This is a genomic window from Bradyrhizobium manausense, assembly GCF_018130615.1.
GTDB lineage: Bacteria > Pseudomonadota > Alphaproteobacteria > Rhizobiales > Xanthobacteraceae > Bradyrhizobium > Bradyrhizobium manausense_A.
Map to the genome: position 1 here is coordinate 84,465 of NZ_JAFCKB010000011.1, position 25,264 is coordinate 109,728.

Sequence of the window (25,264 nt, forward strand, 5' to 3'; positions counted from 1 at the left end):
CATTGACGAGAGGACAACCCCTCAATCGGTCCCAAAACGGACGAAACTCGGCCGGCGTGGACGCCACAGAGATCGAGGCGAACACCTTCGCGGCCGAATTGCTCATGCCCGAGGATCTGCTCAGAGCAGCTCTTGAGGGGCAATCGGTCGATCTGGAAGACGACCAAGCCGTTGCTATGCTGGCCAAACGCTTCAAGGTGAGTGAAGCTGCCATGCGCTTCCGCTTAAGCACACTCGGAGAATCCGGGTGAGCTTTGTTGTCTATGACGTCGAGACCACGGGGCTGACCAAGGGCTTCGACCAGATCGTACAGTTCGCGGCTTTGAGGACGGATGACGATCTCACGGTCGTCGATCAGGTCAGATTTAGCTGCCGTCTGATGCCGCACATAATTCCCTCGCCCGAGGCCATGCATGTCACGGGACTTGGCATCGATGAGCTGACGGACCCGTCGCTTCCGTCTCACTATGAGATGGTTATGCAGATTCGCCGGGTTCTGGAATCCTGGTGTCCCGCTCTCTTCCTTGGTTTCAACTCCTTGTCGTTCGACGAGGAGTTCCTGCGCCAAGCCTTCTACCAGTGCCTCTACGGCCCCTACCTGACCAATACGCAGGGCAGTGCCCGGGCCGATGTCCTTAACCTTTGCCGAGTAGCGGCGGCTCTTCGCCCGGACGTGCTCAGGGCCGCGGCCGACGACCAAGGCCAGCCGATTTTCAAGCTAAAGCCGCTCGCCGAAGCAAATGGAATTGGTGTGCCGCTGTCGCATGAAGCCCTGGCCGACGTCGCCACCACGCTGGCATTGTGTCAGCACGTTAAGGGGTCTGCCCCGGAAGTCTGGTCTCAGTTCCTCAGATTCAGTCAGAAGGCCAGCGTCGAAGCCTTCATAACTGGCGAGGACGCGTTCTTAGTTTCGGAGACGATAGGCAACCAGCACCGCACCCGCGTTGTAACGCGTATCGGATGCCACAGCGAGCAGTCGATTCGTCACTACTGTCTTGACCTAGGTGCAGACGTTGCATCGCTGCGCGCGATGACCGACGAGGAACTGGCCCGCGCACTTAAGGAACGCGGGAGACCCGTGGTGACTGTCCGCACTAATGCTGCGCCTACGCTGTGGGCATTGTACGAGGCCACTCCCGCGCACTTGGCACCCTTTGACGAGTCCGAGGTTCTGAAGGGGGCAGCTGCTGTCCGGGAAGACAAAGAACTTGTCGAGAAGCTATGCCGGGTCGCGCAATCGACCGAGCCGGTCTATCCGCCGTCTCCTCATGTCGAAGAACAGCTCTACGAGCGCGGTTTTCCGCCGCCGCAAGACGAGAGCTTGATGCGACGATTCCATGCCGCGTCGTGGGAAGAACGCCCGATGCTCGCCCGCCAATTCGAGGACGATAGATACCGTCGTCTCTCTCATCGCCTCATCTTCTTCCATCATCCCGAGCTGCTCGGCGATGAGTACCGGCGCGGGGCGGCGGCGGAACTTTCCAGACGTTTTACAACCCCATTGGACGCTAAACCCCGCTGGCGCTCCATTCCTGCCGCCCAACGCGAATTGAAGACACTAATCGAAAGCGGGATCAATGATGACGCGCGGGCGCGGCTAAGCCGGTATGCTGCCTATCTCGATCGGCGCTGGCTGGAAGCCCAGATGCAGAACACCTAATCGGACCTCTAATCGGTTGGCCCCCAACGAAGAGAGGAACTACTGCAATCGATGAAGTGATGCTTGCTGGTGCGAAGGGTGTTTAGGGCCAATATCATCGTGCGCGTCAACGTCAGCGCGCTAATTCTCATCAGACTTGCGCCGCACAGATCGAGCTCGATTCATGAACGCGAGCACGTCCTTGTTCGACTGCATGCGGGAGGCATCGCGTCCTGTTGACTTTGAGAGCACCCCATGCGTCTCACTGCGCCCCTCAACTCGCGGGCGCGCGGCTGCCTCCGTTCGCAGCAGCCGCCCAAGCGGCAGGTGCTTTGCCTCGGCTCGTTTTTTCTGGTCCGGCTCGCCAAGCAGCGGCCCACCCCGGGGTTCTCGATGCGGCGGCCGCTTGCTTGCTGCATCTGCTTCCATGCGCTTGCGCCATACCGTCGAAGACAGCGTACCGACACTGAGCGGCCTCCCGCCCCGCGTTGTGACGCCCGCGGCGGTCAGCCCGCGGATCATGTCTTGCCAGCTCATGCCGCGCCCTTCAGCGGCGTCGAACCACCACAAGTGCACGGCGATAAGCCGTGCCAGCTTCTTCCGCCCTCCACCCGGAAGTTGGAAGTCTTCCGCCATTGCTCTCAGCCCAGCTTCAAGCTCTTTGTTACTGGCCATCTCAAGCCCTCATTAAACCCAGCAACAGATAGGAAACGGACCAAGCTTCTGCAACTCTCTGCAAAACTATGCACTGTCGACGCAAAGGGAAGCAGAAGTTTGCAGAACTCACACCTGTGCACCATGAGGTGCTTTACCCGTGGCTTGAAACGGATCGGTCGCTGACCTTGAACGACGATGATACGAGCGACGTCAGCCTTGTGCCGATCGAGGCGCGCCGGCAGCGCAATATATGGCGATGCGCCGATAGCAAACCCAAACATCTGTCAGAGAGTCATCGCTTGGGACAAAGGGAACAAAAAACGCCGCCCGCTTAAATAAAGTGCAGGCGGCGGATCACCAGCCCCGGGAGGGTGAGGGTAAAATCCCGACAAAGGTTGTCCCGACGTGTCGCCCTAAGGTTCATCGGCATCGAGTGGCAACGCCCGAGGTCAAAGATAATTCAAGAATCGGTAGGTCGCAGACCGAGCGTATTTGATCGAAGCTGCTTTTCCCTGAGCCATTGGATGATGGCACGTTGAGCTGCGATGATAGCCTCTGCTCGATTGAAGCCGATGCCTGTTTTCGATGACCGACCGGCTCGCTCAAACGACCATTTCCAGCCAGGTGGATTGATCGTTTGAACCACCGTATACTCAATACCCTGATGTTCCATGCACCGTCATCGCTCTGCGACGAAACAACACGTAGGCAGCGAGAAACGCTGATCAATCAGCGTCGCTTGAAGTCTTCTCTGAACGATCGACTCGAACTTCCCGAAACTCCGCGGGCCCGTCGAGAAGACGCTGCTTGCGCATCTGGTGCTCCTGCGAGCTCGCGGAGCTGTCGGCCCTGTCATCCAACACCGCACCCGCCAAACGAAGGGCTCGCCTTCGTTGGCGGCCCGTCCGACGACCTCTTGCATCCTCATTCGTCATTAAATTGAACCCTCAAATAGGAGCGTACATGATCGGATACGCCCGCTCGGTCGGCGAAGCTCAGCAACCGCGGCAAATGTTCTTCAGCTTTGCGGCGGTTCGAGCCTCTTCCGCAACGAATGGGTCCTTGGACCCTGACGATGGGGCACTATCGGTTTCGGCGGGCTTCTTGGCCTTTGGCGGAAACGCCGCATCGTAACAGGAGAGCCGGGCACTGGTGCTCTCGATCGCGCTGCAATTCGGTTCCGCTACGGAAGCGGCTAACGCAGATGTGCTTAATCCCGACGCGAGCAGGAGCGCCGCCGTCCGCATACCGGATCGAGTTCTGCTCACACCGAAGGTCCCGTCATGATCCACCTTTGTTGACCCAAGAAGGACGCTGGCCGGTCCAGATTGGAAGAGCATCCCACTCAGAGCAGCGCATCCGGCGCTCCTCACCCCCGACGCTCACGAAAACAAAAGGCGCATCGTCCCGGCCTGTTTTCGAGCCAACGAAAATTGCCGGAACGCCGTAGGCATCCCTGATGATTGCGGTGTTTGCCATTATCGGCTCCCATTGGCCCAAACTTGCTCCAGGCATTCGATTTGCATTTTGAACGCATGGTTGCTGAACCGCTTGCAGCTACAGAATAGCCACAACCGCGATCAGCAGTGCGAGGAAGACCGGCACCAATAGCGGCGGCACAAGCCACTCGCGAATTTCGAATTTGTCGGATTTTGACGTCTTACCGCCTTCACTGGGTTGAGGCGGGAGCGCAAAGCTCTCAGTCACCGATAACAGCCACTAAGCGCGCGGTGATACCAATCCTATAGCAGTCTTCTTACCACCAAGCCAGATCAATCTTGGTCCATTGCTGCCGAAAGTAGATTGGCAGTCGATTGCGTCTCCGGATCGGGCGGCTCACTTCCAAAAAACGGCGGCGATCACCAACACGACCGGGATAGTCCCGAGTACGATCACGCCTTATGCGGAAGCCAATTTCGCCAGGCATTGGGAACTCCCGCCAAGGCAAGAGTGTAAGCTGTCCTTCTGCCCCAGATAGACGCTTTAAGCACGCTGCATGATTGACCATTTTCCAAACCTTCGCAGGCCCGCATCGAAATCAAAACACAGGGGACGGGCGGCTGGCCATCATCCGGTGAGAGCATGGAGATGCTGGCCGAGCTGCCTCTGCACATAGGGCTTGGCCAGGAAGCGGGCTCCGGCGGGAAGATCCTCGACGGCAGGTTCTACCTGGCCCGAAGTGACCAGCAGTGCGATCGGAGGCCAACGGTCGCGAACGGTGGCTAGAAGTCCCAGGCCATCCATCGAGCCGGGCATCTGGATATCGGTAAATACGATCGCTATATCGGCGGTGTTCTCCAGGAGCTCGATTGCGTGATCCGCATCGGCGGCCTCTATGACCTCGTAGCCCAGCTCGCGTACCATCTCAGCCGCGTTCAGACGAATGAGGAACTCGTCCTCGACTATCAAAACAACAAATTTGTGAGCCACCGAATGGGGGTACTTTACTCTAGAGGTCAACACGCAACGGCTCCCGCCTCGCGTTGTTCCGAGAACATTCTATCTCTTCCAGAGTTGGGTCAGGAACCCAGATGCTCCCCTGAGTATAGTTCAATGATAACCGACCTTAGCGGCGAAATCACCGCCGTTCAGCAAATCAATGCTGTTCCGAAAATTTTGGATGCCGTAACCCGCTTAACGGGCATGGGCTTCGTAGCGGTCGCCAGGGTGACCAGCGATCGCTGGTTGTGCTGTGCTGTTCGCGACAACATAGATTTCGGCCTCGTGGAAGGGAGCGAGCTTCGCGTCGAAACGACGATCTGCAATGAAATTCGCGGCCACGGCGAACTGGTTGTCATCGATGATGTCGAGACGGATTCCAGATTTTGCAATCACCCGACGCCACGCATGTATGGCTTCAGGAGCTACATCTCAGCTCCGATCAAGCGTGCGAACGGAGACATCTGGGGCACGCTCTGCGCGATCGATCCGCGACCGCGTGAGTTAAATCGACCTGAGATCGTCGAAAGCTTGCGGCTTTTTGGGGAATTGATTGCTGCGCATTTGGATCTCAACGAGCGCTTCGAGCAATCTCAGGCCGACCTTGCCAAGAGATCAGAAAGCCTGCTGGCCAGTGAGGTGGGGCGGCAGTCTGCCGAAGCGGACCTGAAAAGCACCCGAGCCGATCTTCTTGACGAACGGAAGACGTCGGAGCTGCGCGAGCAATTTATCGGCGTGCTGGGACACGACCTCCGCAATCCGCTGGCGTCCATAGCCGGCGGCATGCGTGTTCTCCTCAAGAATGCGAATAGCGAGCGAGCGCCCAACATCGTCGCATCAATCCAGAAATCCGTGATGCGAATGGCGGGTCTGGTGGACAACATCATGGATTTTGCCCGCGGCCGCCTCGGCGGCGGATTGACGATCAGGCCCGACGCAAACGAGCCACTGACCCCCGTGATCGAACACGTCATCAACGAAATGCGTCTGGCGTGGCCAAGCCTTAACATCGAGACCGATATTGCCCTAAACGAGCCGGTTCGATGCGATCGCATCAAGATCAGCCAATTGTTCTCCAATTTACTCGGGAATGCGGTCACCTATGGCGACATCGACAAGCCAATCATTGTTTCGGCAAGGACGAGCGATGGAAGATTTACCCTCAGGGTGACAAACTACGGTACGCCGATCTCGGACAAGGCGATGCAAAGCCTGTTTCTGCCTTACACCCGCGGCGACCGTCCCAGCCAGCAAGGTTTAGGTCTCGGCCTCTACATCGCATCCGAGATTGCGCGAGCCCATGACGGGACGCTTAAGGTCGTCTCGAGCGGCATAGAGACAATTTTTGAGTTCAGCATGCCTGCAACGACTTAGCACTACTTTGGCAGAATGTGTTTTGGCCGCTGTTTTTCAAGGATTTGCTTTCGGCAATATGGGCATTGCTGAGACGGCGGCCGAAGGATGAGATCGACGATAGCGTGACGTACGGCGGGCATGGTTGGTTGAGGCGGAGGCCCGTTGATTCTTTTTTTTCCGCCCCGCGTTTGCGAGGCGACGATGTTGCAAAAAGGCGTAGGCAATCATTGTCATAAGGGCGTGGCGATGAAGACCTTGCCATGATCGCCCTTCGAAGTGATCAAGTCCAAGCTCCTCCTTCAACTGTTGATGCGCCTGCTCACAAATCCACCGTGCCTTGATGGTGGCGGCCAGCGTGCGCAGATCCGTCGTCGCCGGAAGATTGGCGAGATAGTATTTCTTCTCCCCGGAGGCACGTTGCTCGCCAATGAGCCAGGCTTCGTCGCCTGGGAGATGCTGCTGACCTTTATCCCATATCCGCTGCGGAGGGCCGTCGGCGGTGCGGACACGGAGAGCAGCAAATCGGGCTTTGAGCCGACCTTTCGTCCCGCTGCGCCAACTCACGGTTTTCCATTTGGCGCTGGCCAGCATTTGTTCTGCCGCAATCGATAAGATATCGGGCACGTGGTGCTTTCGTGGTTTCCCGCGGGCTTTGGTGATCGGCCAAATGAGCTTCACATCGACCGGATACACTTTCTGGTGCCGAGGGATACCGACCGCCCAGGCCAGCCCGCGCTCTGTTAGCCCTTGTCGAAACGGTGCGCTGAGGCCGTATCCTGCATCCGCCAGCACACATCCAAAGCGCATGTTGGCTGCCATCGCGCGGTCAATCTCGGCCAAAGCGATCTCCGGCTTGGACCGTGGCGTTCGGTGTTCGACTGGCACGCGAGCGCGCTTCAACCGAGGCATGTCGCTTGTCCAGCTGTCGGGCAGAAAGAGACGTAACGCGACCATTACTGGCACTTCGCCGCGCGCAAGCGTTAAAGACACCAGCGTTTGGCAATTTGCAGTTTTACCGAGAGCCGACGCGTATTGAGCCGCAACACCGACCGATCGCTCACCCTTCTTCGGCAGTGAGGTGTCATCAATAACCAGCACCGCATCCCTGCCGCCGACAAGTCGGTCCGCCTGGTTGAGCAGCTCTGTCTCCAGCGGCGTCGCGTTCCAGACACCATCCGCAATGAAATGGTGCAACTGGTCGTAGTTGCTCGTGGCAAGGCGTTCCGCCATCGGCTGAACGCTCTTGCGATCGCCAGGACCGATCAATCCCGCAACATACAGAGGACACATCCGCTGCCGGGTCTTATGACCCAGCCGGTCCAAGAACGGCATCAGCCTGTCGCGCGGCGATCAGGATGGAAGGCAGCGTCAATCAAGGTGAGAGAGTTTCGCTGGGCTCGTGACGTAGGGAGGGCGTAGCCCGACCGGAGTTACGAGCCCAGCGTCGGCGCGATCCGAGGAGGACCGCGCCGACTGGTGATCGCGGCCGGCGGGGTTATGCAAGTGGTTCTTCCGCCAAGAGGAATCACTCGCGTGCCCGGCCGACACATCACAGATCACCAGATGAGGCTCTACATGAAGTACCGTCAGACCGATAGCCCGCCAGTGGCGGCGGCCAAGGCGTCATTCAGTGCGTCGACCGCCTATCGGATCGAGAGAGACCCCCGATTTCCATCGCAAAGGAAGGCGCCCCGCGGCCGGCGACGGCCGGACCCGTTGAGCGACGTGTTCGAGACCGAGATCGTCCCGATCCTGAAGGCGGCACCTGGCTTACGCCCGGTGGCGGTGTTCGAGGAGATGCTGCGGCGTCATCCGGATCTCGGCAGCGGTATCCGTCGTACCCTGGAACGTCGGATCCGTGCCTGGCGGGCGATCCACGGCGAGGAGCAGGAGGTGATCTTCCGCCAAACCCACGAGCCTGGCCAACTCGGCCTCTCCGACTTCACAGACATGGACGAATTGGGTGTTACGATTGCGGGTGCACCGTTGGATCATCGTCTCTATCACTTCCGTTTGGCCTATTGCGGATTCGAGCACGCCCACGTCGTGCTTGGCGGCGAGAGCTTCGTTGCCTTGGCCGAAGGCCTGCAGAATGCCCTCTGGTCGCTCGGTGGGGCGCCGCGGGAGCATCGGACCGACAGTCTGTCGGCCGCATTCTGCAATCTCGATCGTGATGCACGGGACGATCTGACGCAGCGATACGAGGCCCTTTGTGCCCATTACGGCATGCGGCCTTCCCGCAACAATCGAGGCGTTGCTCACGAGAATGGTTCGATCGAAGGGCCCCACGGTCATCTCAAGCGAGCAATCGCGGACGCCTTGCTGCTGCGCGGAACTGTCGACTTCGACGATCTTGCCACCTATCGCGGCTTCATCGACGAGATCGTCAGCCGCCGCAATGCCCGCAACGCCAAGCGGATCGATGGCGAGCGCGTGGTATTGCAGGAGCTGCCCGATCGGCGCACCTCGGACTACGAAGAGGTGATCGTCCGCGTGACGTCCTCGGGCGGCTTCACCCTGCGCAAGGTGTTCTACACGGTGCCATCGCGCCTGATCGGTCACCGGCTGCGGGTGCGCCTTTACGATGATCGTCTCGACGTGTTCGTCGGCGGCACCCATCTCGTCACCCTGCCGCGTGGGCGGCCGCATCCCAATGGCAAGTACGACCAGGTCGTCGATTATCGGCACGTGATCCATTCCCTGCGGCGCAAGCCGATGGCGCTTCTCAATCTGGTCTACCGAGATCGGCTGTTCCCGCGCGATGCCTATCGAAAGACCTTCGATCGCTTGCGCGAACGCTTGCCGGACAAAAAAGCCTGCCGGATCATGGTCGATCTCCTCGCGCTCGCTCATGAACGCGGCTGCGAGACCGAACTCGCCGATCAGCTCACCGCCGACCTTGAGGCCGGCCAACTGCCCGACCTCAACCGGCTACGTGCTCACTTCGCCCCCGATCCCGCCAACCTGCCGAACGTCGTGGTGCAGCTCGTGCCGCTTGCGACCTACGAATGCCTCATCGGTACCGCCGAGACCGGAGGTGCCGCATGAGCGTAACGAACACGGTTGATGCCGCGCGCCTCAATCTGTTGCTCAATGAGCTCCGGCTGCCTGCCATCAAGGTGCTGTGGGCGCAATTTGCCGAACAGTCCGACAAGGAAGGCTGGCCGGCCGGCCGCTTCCTCGCGACCATCGCCGAGCACGAGATCGCCGAACGCGGCCGCCGTCGGATCGAACGGCACCTTGTCGAAGCACGTTTGCCCGCCGGAAAGACCTTCGACAGCTTCGACTTCGAAGCCGTGCCGATGATCTCGAAGGCGCAGGTGATGGCGCTCGCCGCTGGTGACAGCTGGCTGGGCAAGGGCGCCAATTTGCTGTTGTTCGGCCCGCCCGGCGGCGGAAAGAGCCACTTGGCGGCAGCGATTGGCCTGGCCCTCATCGAGAACGGATGGCGCGTCCTCTTCACCCGGACCACCGATCTCGTGCAGAAGCTCCAGCTGGCGCGACGCGAGCTCAACCTCGAGGCGGCCATCAATCGTCTCGATCGCTTCGATCTCCTGATCCTTGATGATCTCGCTTACGTCACAAAGGATCAGGCCGAGACCAGCGTGCTGTTCGAGCTCATCAGTGCACGCTACGAGCGCCGCTCGATGCTGATCACCGCCAATCAGCCATTCGGCGAATGGAATAGGGTCTTCCCGGATCCCGCCATGACCCTCGCCGCTATCGATCGCCTCGTTCACCACGCCACCATCGTCGAGATGAACGTCGAGAGCTATCGCAGACGAACCGCCCTCGAACGAAAACGCGGTCCAGGACGGCCGCCATCGCACGCGACACCTAAAACCGTCGCTGATTGACGCTGCGCGACAATCAGAGTTCAACAAAACTCTTGCGCGCGACAATCATCGCGGCAATCATCATCAGGCCGCGACACTGCCTCGCCATCCTAATTGCCGCGCACTTCCTACCCAGATTGCCGCGCTACAATCAGCCAGCGTTCAAGTTCGTCTTCCCATCCCGGCATGGTCAGCCCTCCAAGAGCCGACCACCCATGAATCATTGAAAAATTGATTCGGGAATCCTATAAATCGCGGCAAGATCAATAATCTGCCAAAGTAGTGTTAGGACGCGGACTCATTAAGGCGCAGCCATAGCCGGATTGACGCGAGTTGAATGAATGCGAGGTAGTTGGCGGCGAGCCTATCGTAGTGCGTCGCCACCCGACGACATTGTTTGATCCTGTTGAAGAACCGCTCGACCTGGTTGCGAGCACGATAGAGATAAGGGCTGAAGCAAATCGGATCGCTGCGATTGCTTTTCGGCGGGATGTTTGCCCACGCGCCCTTCTTCATGGCAAGCTCCCTGATCCAGTCCGCATCATACCCACGGTCAGCAAGCAGCATCGACCCGGATTTCAGACGAGACAGCAGTTTTCCGGCGAGTCGAACGTCATGGGCCTCACCCGGGCTCAGCGCCAGCCGTACCGGCAGACCATTGCCATCGACCACCGCATGGATTTTGCTCGTCAAGCCGCCGCGGGACCTTCCCATCGATTGGCGCTGGTTCCTTGTGATGCAGGCTCCATGCTGATGCACGCGGACAATGGAGGTGTCGATCATTTGGACAGCGGCATCATGGGCAGTGGCAAGCGCTCCTATGATGCGGCCCCAAACATTGGCCCGCCGCCACCTAACGAAACGGTTGTAGCAAGTGGTGTATGGGCCAAACGCCGTCGGAAGATCACGCCAGGGTGCTCCTGATCGGAGGACCCAGAAGATGCCATTCAGGACCCGTCTGTCGTTCACCCGAGGAACGCCACGCGGCTTGTTCGGCAGCATCGGCTTGATGGCGGTCCATTCACGGTCGGCGAGTTCGTAGCGCATGATTCGAGTCCCCAGTTCGGGACCTTGAATCACGGCAGTCCGGCCAAGCGCAACTCTCCTGGCCCGCTCTTGGTACGGCGCTTACGGACAGGAGCGGACATCAACCAGTCCTCAACCCCTGCCAAACGCGTCGAAAATGACCCAGAGCTGACTCGTTATGCTGTTAGCGTTCGGGGGCCTGTAGGGGCCGAACGCCGTGTCGTCCAGACGTGTCTCGCGTCGAGCCGCATAGTACGCATGTGCTCGGAAGGGCTTCAGTTCAAGGTTCAATACCCCTAATTGCGCAGGTTTGGGCTGTCAAAGTTTTTCATCCCTGAGATGGAGATACTCTGGCGTGAAGTCCGCCAGCTCCTCCAGCTCCTTCCGTCGGAGCAGCGTCAACGTGCGCCTCTCCCACTCAATGAGTCGGAGTTGTCTTAGCTCCTGTATAGTCCGATTGATGTGCACGACGGACAAACCGCAGGCATCCGCGATGTTCTGCTGGGTGAATGGAAGATAAAAGCTGGCGTTCTCCAGCAATCCGACGACTTCGAGTCGCGCCGCAAGCTCGCAGATGAGGTGCCCCACTCGTGAGCGCGCGTCGCGGGCAAGGCCTGCAATCCATTCGCGGTAAATCGCGGCATCGACAAGGGTCTCGCGCCAGAGCGCGTGAACCAGTCCGGGAGAGCTACTCAGGATATCATTGAGATAGGTGTGCGGCACAAAGCCAACGGTCGATGGACCCGCACTGCAAATATTGTGGTCCATGACGGGTAGCTGCAAAGTGTGCAGATCGGGCATATCGCCAGCCAGGTCGATCGACAGGATCTGGGCTCGGGTGCCGACGACCTTCTGACGAAACACAAACCCGCTCATCACGATGGCGCATCGGGACGCTCTGTCTCCTTCACGCACGATGTACTCGCCGTCAGTGAATTCCTTCACCGTATGGGGCATGTTCGCGAGCTTGGTCCGGTCCTCGTCGGAGAGTCCAACAACGGCTTGCAGCCGTTTGATCAATATTTTGCTTGGCATTGCAGCACCCGAGTTCTGGGGCGGGAGCACAACACTCTCAGTTGCCAGCTACCCTGCATTAACGCCAGCAATGCTGATACGCTAACACAAAACTCCGGGGGAAACATGACCTCGGAGCTGTTAGCATTCTCGGCAGCAAACCACGCCCTTAGGAGGGAGGCTCAGATTGAAGTGCGGCAAACCGCAGAACGAAGAGCGTCCGGCCGTGTGGTAATGGACCGTCGGTTACCTTCATCTCCCACGGAATGTCCTTCCACAGATTTCCCATTGAGCCTTGTTTGATGATTTGGCCACTCATTTGCACGGCTTCAGCTTGTGCGGCTGCAATGTCGGGGAGCTCAGTGCCGGCATCATCCAGCGAAGAGCTGTCAGAGATATGGAAGAAGTAGCGCGGCATGCTGGCTCCGTCGCAGATTGGATCGGCCTCTAACGATGGTCATCCAAGGTTCCAAAATCAGCACAGCCATCCTGTCACCGCTTTGGCTGGTCTGCATTAACGCAAGTAAATTTCCAGCTTACCCCGGCTTCATGAAACACGTAGGGCGCGGACTCATAACGCGCGGCCAGCCATAGACGGATGGATGCGAGTTGGACGAAGGCAAGGTAGTTTTCCGCAAGCCTATCGTAGCGCGTCGCGACCCGATGGCATTGCTTGATCCTGTTGAAGAACCGTTCGACGCGATTGCGAGCGCGATAGAGGTAAGGGCTAAAGCAGATCGGATCGCTGCGGTTGCGTTTCGGCGGGATGTTGGCCCACGCGCCCTTCTTCATGGCAAGCTCTCTGATCCAGTCGGCGTCATAGCCACGGTCGGCAAGCAGCATTGATCCGGATTTGAGACGAGACAGCAGTTTTCCGGCTAGTCGAACGTCGTGCGCCTCGCCAGGGCTCAACGCGAGCCGAACAGGCAGACCATTGCCATCGACTACCGCATGGATCTTGCTCGTCAAGCCACCGCGTGATCTTCCCATCGACTGGTGCTGGTTCCTTCTAATGCAGGCCGCCTGCTGATGCACACGGACAATCGAGGTGTCGATCATCTGGACAGCGGCATCATGGGCAGTCGCAAGCGCATCTATGATATCGCCCCACACGCCCGCCCGTCGCCAACGAACGAACCGATTGTAGCAAGTCGTGTACGGTCCGAAGTTTTCTGGCAGGTCGCGCCATGGCGCTCCGGATCGCAATATCCAGAAGATACCATTGAGGACGCGACGGTCATTCACTCGTGGCACGCCGCGCGACTTATTCGGCAGCATCGGCTTAATGGCAAACCACTCATAGTCCGTGAGTTCGTAGCGCATGATTCGGCCCCTCCCGTTGGGTGGCTTGAATCATGGCTCAGCTGTCGAGCTCAACTGGTCGCTATCCGTCCGAAAGCTGACCTATTATGCTCAACTTGAGTTTTGTGGTTCATGACCCACACCGGACCTTCTCGGGCCGGCTGCCATGGTTCCTCATCATTTTCGCTTTGCGTTTGCCAACCTCAATCTCGGAGGGTTCAATGCTTCAGCCCGGCGTCATTCCCTTCGCTTTAATTATGGCGCTCGCTTCTGGCGACTTGAGATACCCGAGCAGCGCTTTTGCGGCATCTCCTTGCTTTGTGTCCGCGGCAGCAGCACCCGTAAAGACAACTTCCTGCTGCAGGTCCGCAGGGAATGGGCCGACGACGTCTAGTCCAGGGGCGGTGAGCACATTTAGCAAGAACACGCCTAGCTCAGCTTCGCCCTTTTCAACTGCCGCAACGATTTCGGCTGGTGCCGCTTTTGCCTGAAGCTTGCCCTTGATTGCCACGGCGACACCAAGTCGCTCGAATGCTTTCATCACTTGCGCACCTGCGGCGCTTGCCGGCAGTGTCGCAATCGACCGTGCATCGAGCAGCGCAGCCTTAAACGCGTCAGGTGTGCCGATGTTGGGCTTCGGAGCGCCAGCTCGCACCGCAACACCGAGGCCGACGCGCGCGACATCGGATGTAGTGCCGGCGGCGAACTTTGCACGTGCTGCTGCGTCCTGCATCACCTCGACCGGCACGACGCCGACGTCAAACGCCTTTCCCGACGTCGCCTCCTTGATCAAATTTGGGGTGGTGCCGAAGAAAATGTCTAGCTTGTGTCCAGAGACCTGCTCGAACTTTGGTTTCACCTCGGCCCACACCGCGGTCATCGCGCCGCCCGCCAGAACGCGCAGCTCGGCTGCCTGACCCTTCTCGCCCAGAAATGTGACAAAGACTGACGCGAGGAATGCCGCGCGCGCAAAACTCAACACAGTCATGATGTGCTCCCCACACGAGTTCACGCAGCATAGCAGTTCCGACTGATCAGCGCCAATTGCCTGCGTGCATGCAGCGGGTCGCCTGTAGGTCCGAAAATGGCCCCTGGCTGACCTCAACCCAGAGCGTTGGCGCGTCTGCTTCTGAAGGGTGACCCGACCAAGTTCATGCTGGCCAGCGAGGGCAGCCTTTGACCTCGAGCGGAGGCGGTTGGGGACTTATCTATCCCGCTGGCGACGACAGAGGACCTCGACGCCGTTTACTGCTCGTCCAGTCCGAAGTCGAATGTTTGTGCTGGAGCAGCCTTCCGCACGACGGCAAACTGGTCGAGCGAAAATTCGAGCGACATCGAGGAAGAATTGAGGTCCGTGACTTCAAGCTTTAAAGTCTTGCCGGATTCCAACGCCGCGATCAGATCCGGCTTCGCAAGGTCCGCGGCGATGCAGATGTTGGTGAGGCAAAAGGCAAACGGAACTGGGGTCGGTTCTGAATGATCCACGGTTACTTGCACCCCACGCTGCAAGTTAACACCTTGAGGCACGAACAATTGCAAACGAGCCGGACCATCGGCGCGTTGGATCAAATCAACTCTCGCCACCACCTGATCGATTTCGTCGGTTGCGGCAGACGTTATTCGACAGATCGTAGTGTCCTCCGAAGATTCGAAGCAAAGCTTTCGCCATCCCGAATAGTTCATCTGCGACGGAAGGCTGACCTGCGGAGGAGTGGCGTGCAGCTTTTGCGGCGGGCTCGTGCCCACAAGCTGTTGGGCCGTGCTGGTGGCTGACTGCTCCTCAAGGAACTGGCTTACGATTGGAGACCAAATTGGGACCGCGTCAGGGGGCCACAAATCGCGATATCGACCCGTGAGGCGCCGTCCTCGCGCCGTGAACAAGCCCGCATGCCACGGCTCAAACTGAACCGGCCGTAAACGGCCCGTCATTCGGCCTGCAAATTTGGCTCTGACTCACTTTTGATGCAGTTCGAGGGATGTCTGGCGTTTTGATTGGAGGAGAATCAGCGCCATGCAGCAAGCACTCCACCGCTCCAGTCTGGTGCCGCGTGGGTTTGTTGTAGAGAGTGCGTGCTACGAGGGTGATAAGGCCGTCATCACGGTCCGGGCGTCCGGAAGTTTCGGCCTGTGTCCATCGTGCGGAACGGTTTCCCGACGTGTCCACAGCCACTATCGGCGCCGTGTGACCGATCTGCCGCTTTCGGAGCGGATCGTACAGCTCGTGGTGATCGCCCGCCGCTTCCGCTGCGACGCCGTCCTGTGCGGGCGCCAGATCTTCACTGAGCGTTTTTCCGACGGGATATTGGCTCCATCGGCGCGACGCACGGCGAGGCTGGACTCGCTCGTTCATCACCTTGGTCTGGCGCTTGGCGGTCGACCGGCGGCAGGCTTCGCAAAACGGCTGATGTTGCCGGTGAGTAAGGATACGCTCCTGCGCGTGGTACGACGCCGCCACCGTCCACCGGCTGACCCGCTCAAGGTTATCGGCATCGATGATTGGGCCTGGCGACGCAATCACCGATACGCCAGCATCATCTGCAACTTGGAAAGGCGCCGGGTAGTCACTTTGTTGCCGGATCGTGAGCCCGCGACCGCCCAAGCCTGGCTGGCCGCTCATCCCACGATCACGGTCGTCGCTCGCGATCGTGGCGGGAGATATGGCGAAGCAACAGCAAAGGCCCTGCCGCACGCCGTGCAGGTCGCCGACCGTTGGCATTTGATGGAGAACGCCAGTCGGGCCTTCCTTGATGCCGTCCGCAAATCGATGCGCCAGATACGCACCGTCATCGGCGCGACCACGATTGATCCCAAGCTGCTAACAGCCGCCGAACGCCTCCAGTATGAGGGCTATCTGCGGCGCGAGGAGACCAATGCGGTCATCCTGGCTCTGTCGAAGAACGGCATACCGATAAAGCAGATCGTACGGCAGACCGGGCATAGCCGGAAGCTGGTGCGACAAGTGATCCGTGGCGAACGCCAGGATGTCTTCCGGACCCGGCAGAGCTCGCTCGATCAGCACCTGCCATGGCTCGACGATCAATGGGCTGCCGGTTGCCGAAACGGGCTGAACTCTGGCGCCACCTAAAGGCGCGTGGCTACCGAGGCTCCCTTCGTGTCGTCGGCGAATGGGCAACACGCAGACGGCGGGCCGAAAAGACCGACGCGCGAAACCTTCAAAGGATTCCGTCGGCCAGAACCATTGCGCGCCTTATGACCATCGGCCGAGACTTGCTCACGAAAGCGGAGACCGTCACGGTCGTGGCCATCGAAGCTGGCGTACCAACCCTGGTCGAGGCACGCGAAATCATCGCCGAATTCCACCTGATGATCCGACGCAAGACCGAGACGGGCCTCACCCCATGGATCGAGCGCGCTCGCGCCAGTCTCGTCGCCTCGTTCGCGAGCGGCGTCGTCAGGGATGAGGCGGCGGTACGGGCGGCAATCACTTCACCATGGTCTAACGGACAGACCGAAGGTCAGATCACGCGCCTCAAGCTCGTTCGACGTCAAATGTACGGCCGCGGCAAAATCGACCTGCTTCAAGCCAGACTAATCGGTGCCGAATAGTCGGCGCTGCACCAAACTTGCGTCAGAGCCAATATTGCAAGCCGAAACACAGCCCACCTCGCGATTTTCGTTCCCCCACCATCACATCCCGCGTACGAGCACGAGCGCGCCTAACAGGATGAGGGCCACACCAGTCGCGTGGCTCAGCCATCGGCCGAGCGGCAGCAATTTCTCGCAGGCGACGTAGAGCGCAATGCCGATGATCCAGACGAGATTCATCACGCCGCTGACGAACAGTAATGCCATCAGAAACCAGCAACAGCCGACGCAATAGCTGCCGTGACGCAATCCCATGCCGAACGCTCCCGCAGGGCCGGGCCGCCAGTGACTGCTCAAGAACAGCAGCGGGCTTTGACAATAGCGGAGACAGGCGCGCTTGAGCGGTGTGAACTGATAGAGTCCGGCAGCAAGCAGAATGACACCCCCCAACACGGAACTGGTACTGGCCATCGCCATCGACAGAAGTCCCAAGCGCTCGAGCGCCCATTGCGCAAGGACGGCGACGAGACTGAAGCCGGCCCATGTCAGAAGATAGCCAACAAGAAAGACCCAGGCTTCGGTCGCGGCGCCGGACGCATTGTCCTTGCGCTTGACTGCCGCGTAGAGCAGGACCGCGGGCGCCGCGCTTGGAACCATCATCGCGATCATCATCACCCACCACATCACGAACAGCAGCACAGCATAGACCGGCGTCCATGGCATCGGCGCCATGTCGGGCATGTCGGCCATCATTTCGGTATCCATGCCGGCGCCACTGGCCAGATAGGCCCAGGCCAGCGCCACCACCCCTGCCGTCCCGACCGCCACGATGAGGCGATCGCGACGGAGCAGGCGTTCAAGCGCCAGGTATCCGATCATGGCTGACCCGATCGACGATATGGCCCATCAATGATGCGACTTTGTTGCACCGTCAGGCCGCAACTCCATCGGGCGTCTGAACGACATTGGCCAGCGAGCTGTGCGTGCCCTTCGTTTCGAACTTGATCGCACCGGTGGAGCGGATGTCGGAAGAAGCAACCTCGGCGCCTCTGTGCTCGAAGCCCTCGGGCATGACGACTTGAATCCGATGCGGCGCACCCGTGACCGGATTCTTGATCGGTTCGACGTCCGTTTCCAACACGCCCTTGGCAACGAGTTTCGCGACGCGTCCGTTCTTGTCGAAGGCGAATTCGAACGGCACAAAGACCGGATCGTGAATGGTGGTCACGATCAGGCTGAAGATGTGGAACATCGTGCCCTCGGCCGAATGCTTGCCGGAGAAGATGTTGAAGAGCGCCTGGCGCTGTTCGGGCGTCGCGCGCTCATCGATGATGGGCTGCATCTTCCCGTTGCCCTCGTGCAGCGCTCCCGGAAAATCGACGGTTGCCGCGAAACAGAGGCCATCGAGCTCGGTACCCTCGAAATGTCCTTTTGTGATCCGCATGCCGACCAGGCCTTTGCAAAAGCCGTTCGTCGGCGGGGCATTGAAATCGCAGGGGCAGCCAAACGCGCAATTACAATTCTTGATCCATTCGCCTTCAAGACGCCAATCCGACGCAGCCATGACACATCTCCCATTGTGAGAAGGACGAAGCAGCCGCTCGATAATTCCGTTCAGCGTTTAATTCGTTTATGTCAAAGAAGGCGCGAGCGGGATCGAGATCCGATCAGAAAACCAGCATCGCCGCGGAGTTTGTTTGCGCGCTGCACTGTCCTAACGGAGGAAACATATCAGTCGCGGCCGAACGCGTATAGTGGTCCCTTGTCTACGGAAATCTCCAAGCGCGCGGGCCGTGGCGTTTCGTTGCGGCGCACCGCGCCCGCAATTCAAACGAACCGGGAATCGAGCCATCCCGCTTCGCCCTTTGGGCTACGCCGGGACGAGTTTTGCGCGGATGGCTGGGCGGCTATGGCCGCGCTGAGCTGGATGGTGCGCCAGTCAAACCCCATCATTGGCTCTTTCGGGTTAACTCCCGAATGTCTCTTGTGGGTCTTGGTTGCGTGAAAACGCTTCAGTGCGAAAATACCCGCCCCCGAGTCAATGGGAAGAACGGAGGGAAATGCATCAACGAAACATCACCCGACCGACTTTGAAATGCGGCCAGAGGCGGGGCACTAATGGCTCAAGTATTCCAATTTTCAATGACAGGCGGCAGTCCGTAAGCCTAATCGCCCGCCCACATCAGACCTAGGAGGAATGATGTCTTTGAAAACTAGCACTGTGGTTGCATCGTTTCAACCTGGAAGACCAGCGCGCTGTGGAAGTTGGGACCGATCGATTTGGGCTTCCACTGTGGGGTCAACAGCGCCGTTTAGACCGGCGGTCGGGCGCTTCCGCTTCGCCCCCAACCCCGGGCGTCTCGCCGCAATGCCGTAACGGAAGCGAAGGGCTAATTCCGGACTCGTGCACGCGCCGAAAAGTCTAGGCTTATTCGATCACCTCGTCCGCCCGAGAAAGCAGGCTACTCGATATGGATATACTCAAAGCCTTTGCAGTTGCTTGGTTAATGGTCATCTCGAATTTTGTCGGCAATTCCACAGGAAGGTCGGCTGGTCGTGCTCCGCGCAAAATACGATCAGCATAGATGGCAGCTCTCCGAAACAGATCAGTCAGGCTAACCCCGTATGATGCCAATCCGCCGTCCAATACAAAAAGGCGAAACGCGTACACCGTCGGAAGCCGGAGACGGGCAACGCTAGAAACGATAAGACTCTTATTGAGGCCGTTGAAAATATCCGGCATCACGATCACGCCTCCGCGCGGCAATTCCGCGAAGGCCGCGAGGCATCTAGAAATTTCGTCAGCGCTTTCGACGTAAAGTGTCTCAAACTTCAGCCCTGAGGCCAAAGCACCGCTTTGGACGGCATTCAGATAGTACGAGCCGCCTCCCGCAGCAGTCTTGGGGTTAATGAGGCAGCCGATCGTGGCGAGGTCCGGCACAAGCTCCTTCAATAGTTCGACCCACTTGCCGCCGAGGCTTGGCTCAAGATCGATGAGGCCGGTCATATTGCCTTCCGGTCTCGCCAAGCTTTTCACAAATCCATTGCTGACCGGATCGGTGACGGCGATGAAGATGACCGGGATGGTGTTCGTTTCATTTGAGATCGCTCTTGCGGCCGCCGTGGTGTGACACACAATGAGATCCGGCTTCTCGCTTGCGATGGATTTTGCCAAAGCTGCAAATCGAGCTGGGTCCCCGCCAGCCCAGTAAGGACTTATTTTCAAGGCAGCACTGGCAGTCCAGCCACGCGATGCAAGTTCGTTCTCGAATGCCTGTGCCTGTAGTCGACCTTCGGCATCGTTAGGGGATCGACCAAAAAGGATATCGATTTGTCGGGGCGATCCTGCACGCTGCGCTATTGCGTAGCGCGAGGACGCTGCTGCCCCCAGAAGACCGACGATGAGCTCCCGCCGCCGCATCAATCACCTCCGATGCATCTCGAAGTGGCATACCTTAGCACTCAGACGGCCCACCCGAATGGTTGTGCGCCGCAATAGATCGAACAAATGTTCGTTCGATAGCCGACATTCACCTCTCGCTGCCGAACGGCGGCCTCGAGCCACAGGCGGACTCATGCACTGCGAATGCGTGTAGGCTATTCGATTACCTCATCTGCGCTCGCAAGCAATGTTGATGGCACAGAGAGCCCGAGCATTTTCGCCGTCTTCAGGCTGATGGCGAGCGTTAGCTTTGTCGGCTGAGGAATAGGAATGTCTTTTGGCGCAGCTCCGTTTAGAACTTGGCCGACTTCATCCGCCCAATGAACCAGGTAGTAGTCGTAGTCCGGCGCGGAGCGAGACGAGGCCGTCGGTGAATTTGATTTCGATACGGTGCTGCCAATAACATCTGGAAGATTTCCCTGCTGGCCCTGTAACGAGCTGCAGCTCTGCTGCGCTCACTGCCCGTCAACAAAGGGTTGCCTGACTGGTCAATGACGGCCCATCGCCAAGCACGACCGCACCTCTGTATCGACAGATCAAAGAGATCAAAATCGCGAGCCATCTGAAACGCCTTCAAATGCGCACCTGGAAATAAGCAGGATACATTACAATTTTGACGGAAGAACTTCCGGGGCGGGGTCGAGTTCCCACCCTGCACAGGCATGATGTTAGTTGAAGCTTAAAACGTTTGAGCTACTCGACGATCTCCGGTAGATATCCCTTTAGAATGCGACTCAATATTTGTATCGCAAATTTCGCGATGCTTCTAAACCGCGACTTGCCCACCGAAAGTTAGATAGATGTCCCATTCACCTTCGGACAAGATCGCGCTCTTCATCGACGGGGCCAATCTTTACGCGACGGCGAAAACTCTCGGCTTCGACATCGACTATAAGCGCCTTCTGAAGGAATTTCAGAGCCGCGGGACGCTGCTCCGAGCGTTCTACTACACAGCGGTCATCGAGGATCAGGAGTATTCCTCGATCCGTCCGCTGATCGACTGGCTCGATTACAACGGCTACACCGTCATCACCAAGGCGACCAAGGAGTTCATCGACGCCTCTGGCCGTCGCAAGGTCAAGGGCAACATGGACATCGAGCTCGCGGTCGATGCCATGGAGCTCGCCGAGCACATCGACCAGATGGTGCTGTTCTCCGGTGACGGCGACTTCCGCTCGCTGGTCGAGGCCGTGCAGCGCCGCGGTGTCAGGGTCACGGTGGTCTCCACCATCGCCAGCCAGCCGCCGATGATCGCCGACGAGCTGCGCCGCCAGGCCGACGTCTTCACCGACCTCGTCGAGTTGCAGTCCAAGCTTGGCCGCGACCCGTCCGAGCGTCCCGCCCAGCGCGAGCGCGGACACGTGCCTAAATTTTTGCAGGAACCGAAAGGAAACGATCCCCTCGACTAAACGAGCAAGGCGGCGTCCACTTCGAGGAATTAAGAGACCACAACATCAAAGACATCCACTTTGCCGGCGACCCGCACAGAGCAATTCCCGGCAAAGGCTCGCATCGGTCAAAATACGAAGAAATCAGTTTGACAAATCGGATCCGCTCTGCCGCGATGAGCAGACTTTCGTCGGACGCGGCGTAACTCCTCAGATGGATTCGGAGGCCGACATCACCAACGGTCAAGAGGAATGGCTGCTGCATTTGATCGTGACGGCCCACGATACAAAGACAGGCGCTGGCTCTTATTGCGAGGTTACGGCAAGCCCGAGTTGAGCACGGCACACCGCGAATTCGTAGCTCACCACATCAATTTCTGACAAATTTTTTTATGTCGGGTAGCTGCGTGAAGCCGCCGAACACGTTACCCTGTTTATCGGCAGCGACGCCTTCCGGCATTTCCTCGTTCGGATCTGAGATGAAAGCGGTCACCTTGCCGTCCCTGACGCTACCGATGCGGATACCCTGCTGGAACGGCGGGTCCACTGTTTCATTCGATTGCGAGTCAGTCACGTAGATCATGTCATCGCGAATGTAGACCCGGCTCGGGCGACCGAATTGCTTCCACTCTGCCAGGAATTTCCGTCCTGGTCGAAAATCTGGAGGCGGTTGTTCGCCCGGTTGGCGACGAATAATCGTCCGGCCGAATCCATGGCGAGACTATGGGGTACATCGAATTCCCCCTGTCCCGAACCATGGTGACCCCATGCTTTGATGAATTTTCCGTCTTTGGAATATTTAACGATACGATCGTTTGTTTTCGGCACCGGGAAATCACCGTGGCCGTCGGCGACAAAGATATCGCCGTTCGGGGCAACAAGAACGTCGGACGGACTGTTAAACTCATCGGGCCCGTCACCAGCTATGCCGGACTTGCCGAGCGTCCTCAGCACGCGACCGTCCGGCGCCAACTGCACGACGATGTGCTTCTTGCCGTCAGTAACCCAAACCGTTCCGTCAAGCGCGGAAAATAGACCGTGCGGCCATTCGAACATCCCGGAGCCAAAACTAGCGACCAGGTGTCCAGAGGCATCGAATTTCTGAATCGGCGCGAGGTTCGACGCCTCACAGGTCCTTGCCTCGCACCGGTCAAAGACCCAAACACTGGTGCCGTCGCGATCGATGTCAACGCCGATGGCCTGCCCCCAGACTCGCCCTTCCGGAAGGCTCGCCCAGCGCTCGACGACATGGTATGGATTAGGAGCGCTATTGGGATCCGCCCCCCTGAGCCCGTCCCCCGTTCGCTGTAGCGACCGCCAGTACAGCTACGCCGGCTGCAGCAAACAAAAGCATTGCACTTACGCGAGCACCCATTTTCCCTCGCACTGCAAAAGGCGAGTCCAGCGTGCGCTCTTTTGCTATCTGCCGCAAGCGCCGGCTTTCATGATTTCTCCAACTGCCGCCTTAGCTGATTGCCCTCCTGGCGTCGTGCAACAAACACTTCAGAGAATGAATGCAAAAGGTCGCCACATTCAGCCCTCCCAAGTGGACTGCAAAAGAAACGGCATGAAGGGCCAAAATGTCATGTTGATTTCGGTTGGCAATGACCTAGTTGGCTCATGTTCTGGCCAAGGCGGAAAATCTTCACACGGTCAGCCACAGCGAACGTGCAGCTGGCAACCTTAAAGTCATTCTCGCAACCTTCGAAGCTGCAACCGCACGAGAGCGGGACCTGTGTCCGGCTATTGTCGTCGGGCGACAATCTCATGTCGCGCTGACCACCCGTAAATTTCACAGGAACGAAGGCTGCCCTTCAGGCTTCTGAGTCTCGCTGGCCGCCGCCGGCCGGCCGAGCGGCCCCGGTCTAGCCCCAAGCATCTCCTCCAAGCCGGGGCCGTCTCTCCGCCCAACGTTGCGGATTAAAGATGCCCCGTCGCTTTGAAGCGGATGGCAAAGAACGATCCGCCACGACAACAGCTGTCGCACTGATCGCAGAGACAATCCTCGAGGCGGCCTTACTTTCGGTCGTCCTCTTTGGTCAAATCCAACAAAAAGTCCTCCAACGCTTGCTTGCCAGCAACCTCCGCTACCGTTTTGGACTGCCATCCATCGCTGGTCATCTTGATGCCCAGTGGCTTACTCTTGCGGCGTATTTCCCAACCCCACCGCCCGGGCTGCTCGCCGGTTTGGCGCGTGACGAAATAATAGTCAGAGGACTTGATTGCCATGGCGCTGACCAGTATCGCAGCGGATGCTGCGGTGCAGCAATGCAATTGGTCGGCCCCTTGTTCCTCAAACAAGGCCAAGGCAGGGGGAGCATGAGCCAGGCTGCCTTAATTCAGCTTCCGGCGGAGCTTGTCCGCCAGCTCCCGCTGCTCATCCGCGTGCTCTTTGGCAGCTTTCCGGGCCTCGCCCGGCCGCCGCAAGTGCTTCTAGCACGGATTAGGCCGCCAGCATCGAGGCATCGCCCATGACAAGATCTGCGACGACATCGGTTCGGTTTGTGAGAACCACCCGGATCGACCATGGGAAGGACCGCGCGCCTGCTGCTGCGGAGCCGCCGGCGCGCCCTGCCCGCATTGCAATGTTCTGATCGACAACGAACCACCTCGGATGCCTCCAGGCATCAGGGCTGACAGCGCTGCGCCAAAGCCATCGCCCGCGGAAACGATCGACCAGAGCTACGACCGCGCCATGGCCGCGATCGGCGACTATCTCGAGCACAGGATCGACGCCAAGGCCGCGCTCGACGGCCTGATCGCTGTGCTCGACGAGGAGGAGTTGCGTGAGGCGATCACCGAGGTTCTGGTCGACGCCAAGGTGCATCCCCGGTCGAACTGAGACTCGCAATCCGACCTGCCGGCTCCTATCTTCCGCCCATGCGTAGCGCATTCGAATTCTGCCTGCCCACGGCCGCAAAGGCCGTTCCCGACGGCCCGGACTGGATCCACGAAATCAAATATGACGGCTATCGCCTGCGCGTCGAGCGCAAGGGCAAGAGCGTGCGGTTGCTGACCCGCAACGGCCACAACTGGACCAGCCGCTTCCCCTGGATCGTCCAGGCCGCGCTGAAGAACCGCGAGCAGCACTTCGTCATCGACGGCGAGGCCGTCGTGCTCGGCGTCGACGGCGTCTCCGACTTCAACGCGCTGCACTCACGCAAGCACAATGACGAGGTGCAGCTCTACGCTTTCGACGTGCTGGCGCTCGGTGGCGAGGATCTGCGCCAGCTGCCTCTATCGATGCGCAAGACCAACCTCGCGCGCCTGCTGCGCGGCCGGCCGGATGGCATGTTTATAGCACCGTTCGAGCCCGGCGCGATCGGCCCCGACCTGTTCGGCGCGGCTGTCAACATGGGGTTGGAAGGCATCGTCTCGAAGCGGCGGGATCGCCCGTACCAAGCGGGCCGGTCCAAGGAATGGATCAAGGTCAAGAACAGGACGCACCCGGCAATGACGCGCGTGATGGATGTGTTGAGCTGAGGCGGAAAGACAGTGGAGCATCTAGGCCCGCCAGCGCGACCCGGCGGGCCCGCACCATCATCCTTGAGCCCTCGTGTGAATTGCGTGCATTTCTGAAAGAGGCGTGGTTGCCATCTCCGGAAACGCAGATCAGTGT

At 59.0% G+C, this 25,264-nt stretch carries 23 protein-coding genes and 2 pseudogenes; 9 read left to right on the plus strand and 16 right to left on the minus strand.

The features are described from left to right. Positions 1–2: 2 nt before the first annotated feature. A complete protein-coding gene (locus tag JQ587_RS36920; RefSeq protein ID WP_283815647.1) occupies positions 3–251 on the plus strand; it encodes an ImmA/IrrE family metallo-endopeptidase in 249 nt (82 codons plus the stop codon). After that, the gene (locus JQ587_RS37050; protein WP_212426559.1) at positions 248–1,660 is read left to right on the plus strand and encodes an exonuclease domain-containing protein; all 1,413 of its coding nucleotides are present in this window, start codon (positions 248–250) and stop codon (positions 1,658–1,660) included. The genes JQ587_RS36920 and JQ587_RS37050 overlap by 4 nt, the downstream gene beginning before the upstream one ends. 120 nt (positions 1,661–1,780) lie before the next feature. Here JQ587_RS37050 and JQ587_RS21350 read toward each other — a convergent pair whose 3' ends face one another. The 3 genes from JQ587_RS21350 to JQ587_RS21360 all read right to left on the minus strand — a co-directional run bounded on the left by JQ587_RS21350 (position 1,781) and on the right by JQ587_RS21360 (position 4,759). Continuing rightward, on the minus strand, positions 1,781–2,314 hold the full coding sequence (locus JQ587_RS21350) for a hypothetical protein (RefSeq protein ID WP_212426560.1): 534 nt from the start codon (positions 2,312–2,314) through the stop codon (positions 1,781–1,783). Between the two features lie 1,263 nt (positions 2,315–3,577). Beyond that, positions 3,578–3,775: a hypothetical protein gene (locus tag JQ587_RS21355; protein ID WP_080669694.1), complete on the minus strand. Its 198-nt coding sequence runs from the start codon at positions 3,773–3,775 to the stop codon at positions 3,578–3,580. Between the two features lie 588 nt (positions 3,776–4,363). Next, positions 4,364–4,759 (minus strand): response regulator, encoded by a 396-nt coding sequence (locus JQ587_RS21360; RefSeq protein ID WP_349629521.1) that lies wholly within the window; start codon positions 4,757–4,759, stop codon positions 4,364–4,366. Positions 4,760–4,849: 90 nt separating this feature from the next. Here JQ587_RS21360 and JQ587_RS21365 point away from each other — a divergent pair, with 90 nt between their 5' ends. Continuing rightward, on the plus strand, positions 4,850–6,109 hold the full coding sequence (locus JQ587_RS21365) for a GAF domain-containing sensor histidine kinase (protein ID WP_212426561.1): 1,260 nt from the start codon (positions 4,850–4,852) through the stop codon (positions 6,107–6,109). A gap of 36 nt (positions 6,110–6,145) precedes the next feature. On the opposite strand, the gene JQ587_RS21370 is transcribed toward JQ587_RS21365, so the two are convergent. Then, the gene (locus tag JQ587_RS21370) at positions 6,146–7,423 is read right to left on the minus strand and encodes an IS701 family transposase (protein ID WP_212426562.1); all 1,278 of its coding nucleotides are present in this window, start codon (positions 7,421–7,423) and stop codon (positions 6,146–6,148) included. 201 nt (positions 7,424–7,624) lie between these two features. On the opposite strand from JQ587_RS21370, the gene istA reads away from it, so the two are divergent. Beyond that, positions 7,625–9,139 (plus strand): IS21 family transposase, encoded by a 1,515-nt coding sequence (gene istA, locus JQ587_RS21375; protein ID WP_433995304.1) that lies wholly within the window; start codon positions 7,625–7,627, stop codon positions 9,137–9,139. Beyond that, entirely contained in the window at positions 9,136–9,948 is an 813-nt protein-coding gene (gene istB / locus JQ587_RS21380) for an IS21-like element helper ATPase IstB (RefSeq protein WP_208764263.1), read from the plus strand. Before istA ends, istB begins: the two co-directional genes overlap by 4 nt. A gap of 264 nt (positions 9,949–10,212) precedes the next feature. Here the strand turns inward: istB and JQ587_RS21385 are convergent, their stop codons facing one another. The 6 genes and pseudogenes from JQ587_RS21385 to JQ587_RS37055 form a co-directional block, all read right to left on the minus strand. Next, the gene (locus JQ587_RS21385) at positions 10,213–10,974 is read right to left on the minus strand and encodes an IS5 family transposase (RefSeq protein WP_212426563.1); all 762 of its coding nucleotides are present in this window, start codon (positions 10,972–10,974) and stop codon (positions 10,213–10,215) included. A 297-nt stretch (positions 10,975–11,271) separates the two neighbouring features. Next, positions 11,272–11,988 carry a Crp/Fnr family transcriptional regulator gene (locus JQ587_RS21390; protein WP_092219513.1) on the minus strand — a complete coding sequence of 239 codons (717 nt, stop codon included), beginning with the start codon at positions 11,986–11,988 and terminating at the stop codon, positions 11,272–11,274. A 148-nt stretch (positions 11,989–12,136) separates the two neighbouring features. Beyond that, positions 12,137–12,385: a DUF6894 family protein gene (locus JQ587_RS21395; protein ID WP_028160173.1), complete on the minus strand. Its 249-nt coding sequence runs from the start codon at positions 12,383–12,385 to the stop codon at positions 12,137–12,139. 146 nt (positions 12,386–12,531) lie between these two features. After that, a pseudogene (locus JQ587_RS21400) lies at positions 12,532–13,290 on the minus strand (IS5 family transposase); the annotation flags it as partial. A gap of 205 nt (positions 13,291–13,495) precedes the next feature. Then, positions 13,496–14,257 (minus strand): molybdate ABC transporter substrate-binding protein, encoded by a 762-nt coding sequence (locus JQ587_RS21405; protein WP_212426564.1) that lies wholly within the window; start codon positions 14,255–14,257, stop codon positions 13,496–13,498. 257 nt (positions 14,258–14,514) lie between these two features. Then, complete coding sequence (locus JQ587_RS37055) at positions 14,515–15,198, minus strand: invasion associated locus B family protein (RefSeq protein WP_212426565.1); 684 nt, start codon at positions 15,196–15,198, stop codon at positions 14,515–14,517. Positions 15,199–15,280: 82 nt separating this feature from the next. Here JQ587_RS37055 and JQ587_RS21415 point away from each other — a divergent pair. Next, positions 15,281–16,836, plus strand: a pseudogene (locus JQ587_RS21415) (ISL3 family transposase). An 81-nt stretch (positions 16,837–16,917) separates the two neighbouring features. Here the strand turns inward: JQ587_RS21415 and JQ587_RS21420 are convergent. The 3 genes from JQ587_RS21420 to JQ587_RS21430 form a co-directional block, all read right to left on the minus strand. Next, positions 16,918–17,694, minus strand: a complete 777-nt coding sequence (locus tag JQ587_RS21420) for a DUF2182 domain-containing protein (protein WP_212426566.1) — start codon at positions 17,692–17,694, stop codon at positions 16,918–16,920. Between the two features lie 52 nt (positions 17,695–17,746). Further along, positions 17,747–18,379, minus strand: coding sequence for a DUF1326 domain-containing protein (locus JQ587_RS21425; protein WP_212426567.1), 633 nt, complete (start codon positions 18,377–18,379; stop codon positions 17,747–17,749). Positions 18,380–19,243: 864 nt separating this feature from the next. Then, positions 19,244–20,236 carry an ABC transporter substrate-binding protein gene (locus JQ587_RS21430; protein ID WP_212426568.1) on the minus strand — a complete coding sequence of 331 codons (993 nt, stop codon included), beginning with the start codon at positions 20,234–20,236 and terminating at the stop codon, positions 19,244–19,246. Positions 20,237–21,057: 821 nt separating this feature from the next. Here JQ587_RS21430 and JQ587_RS21440 point away from each other — a divergent pair. Continuing rightward, a complete protein-coding gene (locus JQ587_RS21440; RefSeq protein ID WP_212426569.1) occupies positions 21,058–21,666 on the plus strand; it encodes a LabA-like NYN domain-containing protein in 609 nt (202 codons plus the stop codon). A gap of 349 nt (positions 21,667–22,015) precedes the next feature. Here JQ587_RS21440 and JQ587_RS21445 read toward each other — a convergent pair whose 3' ends face one another. The 3 genes from JQ587_RS21445 to JQ587_RS21455 all read right to left on the minus strand — a co-directional run bounded on the left by JQ587_RS21445 (position 22,016) and on the right by JQ587_RS21455 (position 23,874). Further along, positions 22,016–22,228, minus strand: coding sequence for a hypothetical protein (locus tag JQ587_RS21445; protein WP_212426570.1), 213 nt, complete (start codon positions 22,226–22,228; stop codon positions 22,016–22,018). Then, positions 22,225–22,701 carry an NHL repeat-containing protein gene (locus tag JQ587_RS21450; RefSeq protein WP_212426571.1) on the minus strand — a complete coding sequence of 159 codons (477 nt, stop codon included), beginning with the start codon at positions 22,699–22,701 and terminating at the stop codon, positions 22,225–22,227. Before JQ587_RS21450 ends, JQ587_RS21445 begins: the two co-directional genes overlap by 4 nt. A 960-nt stretch (positions 22,702–23,661) precedes the next feature. Continuing rightward, positions 23,662–23,874, minus strand: coding sequence for a hypothetical protein (locus JQ587_RS21455; protein WP_212426572.1), 213 nt, complete (start codon positions 23,872–23,874; stop codon positions 23,662–23,664). Between the two features lie 385 nt (positions 23,875–24,259). Between JQ587_RS21455 and JQ587_RS21460 the strand changes: the two genes are divergently transcribed. Further along, positions 24,260–24,487 carry a hypothetical protein gene (locus JQ587_RS21460; protein ID WP_212426681.1) on the plus strand — a complete coding sequence of 76 codons (228 nt, stop codon included), beginning with the start codon at positions 24,260–24,262 and terminating at the stop codon, positions 24,485–24,487. 38 nt (positions 24,488–24,525) lie between these two features. Next, the gene (locus tag JQ587_RS21465) at positions 24,526–25,128 is read left to right on the plus strand and encodes an ATP-dependent DNA ligase (protein ID WP_212426573.1); all 603 of its coding nucleotides are present in this window, start codon (positions 24,526–24,528) and stop codon (positions 25,126–25,128) included. The last annotated feature ends 136 nt before the right edge of the window (positions 25,129–25,264 follow it).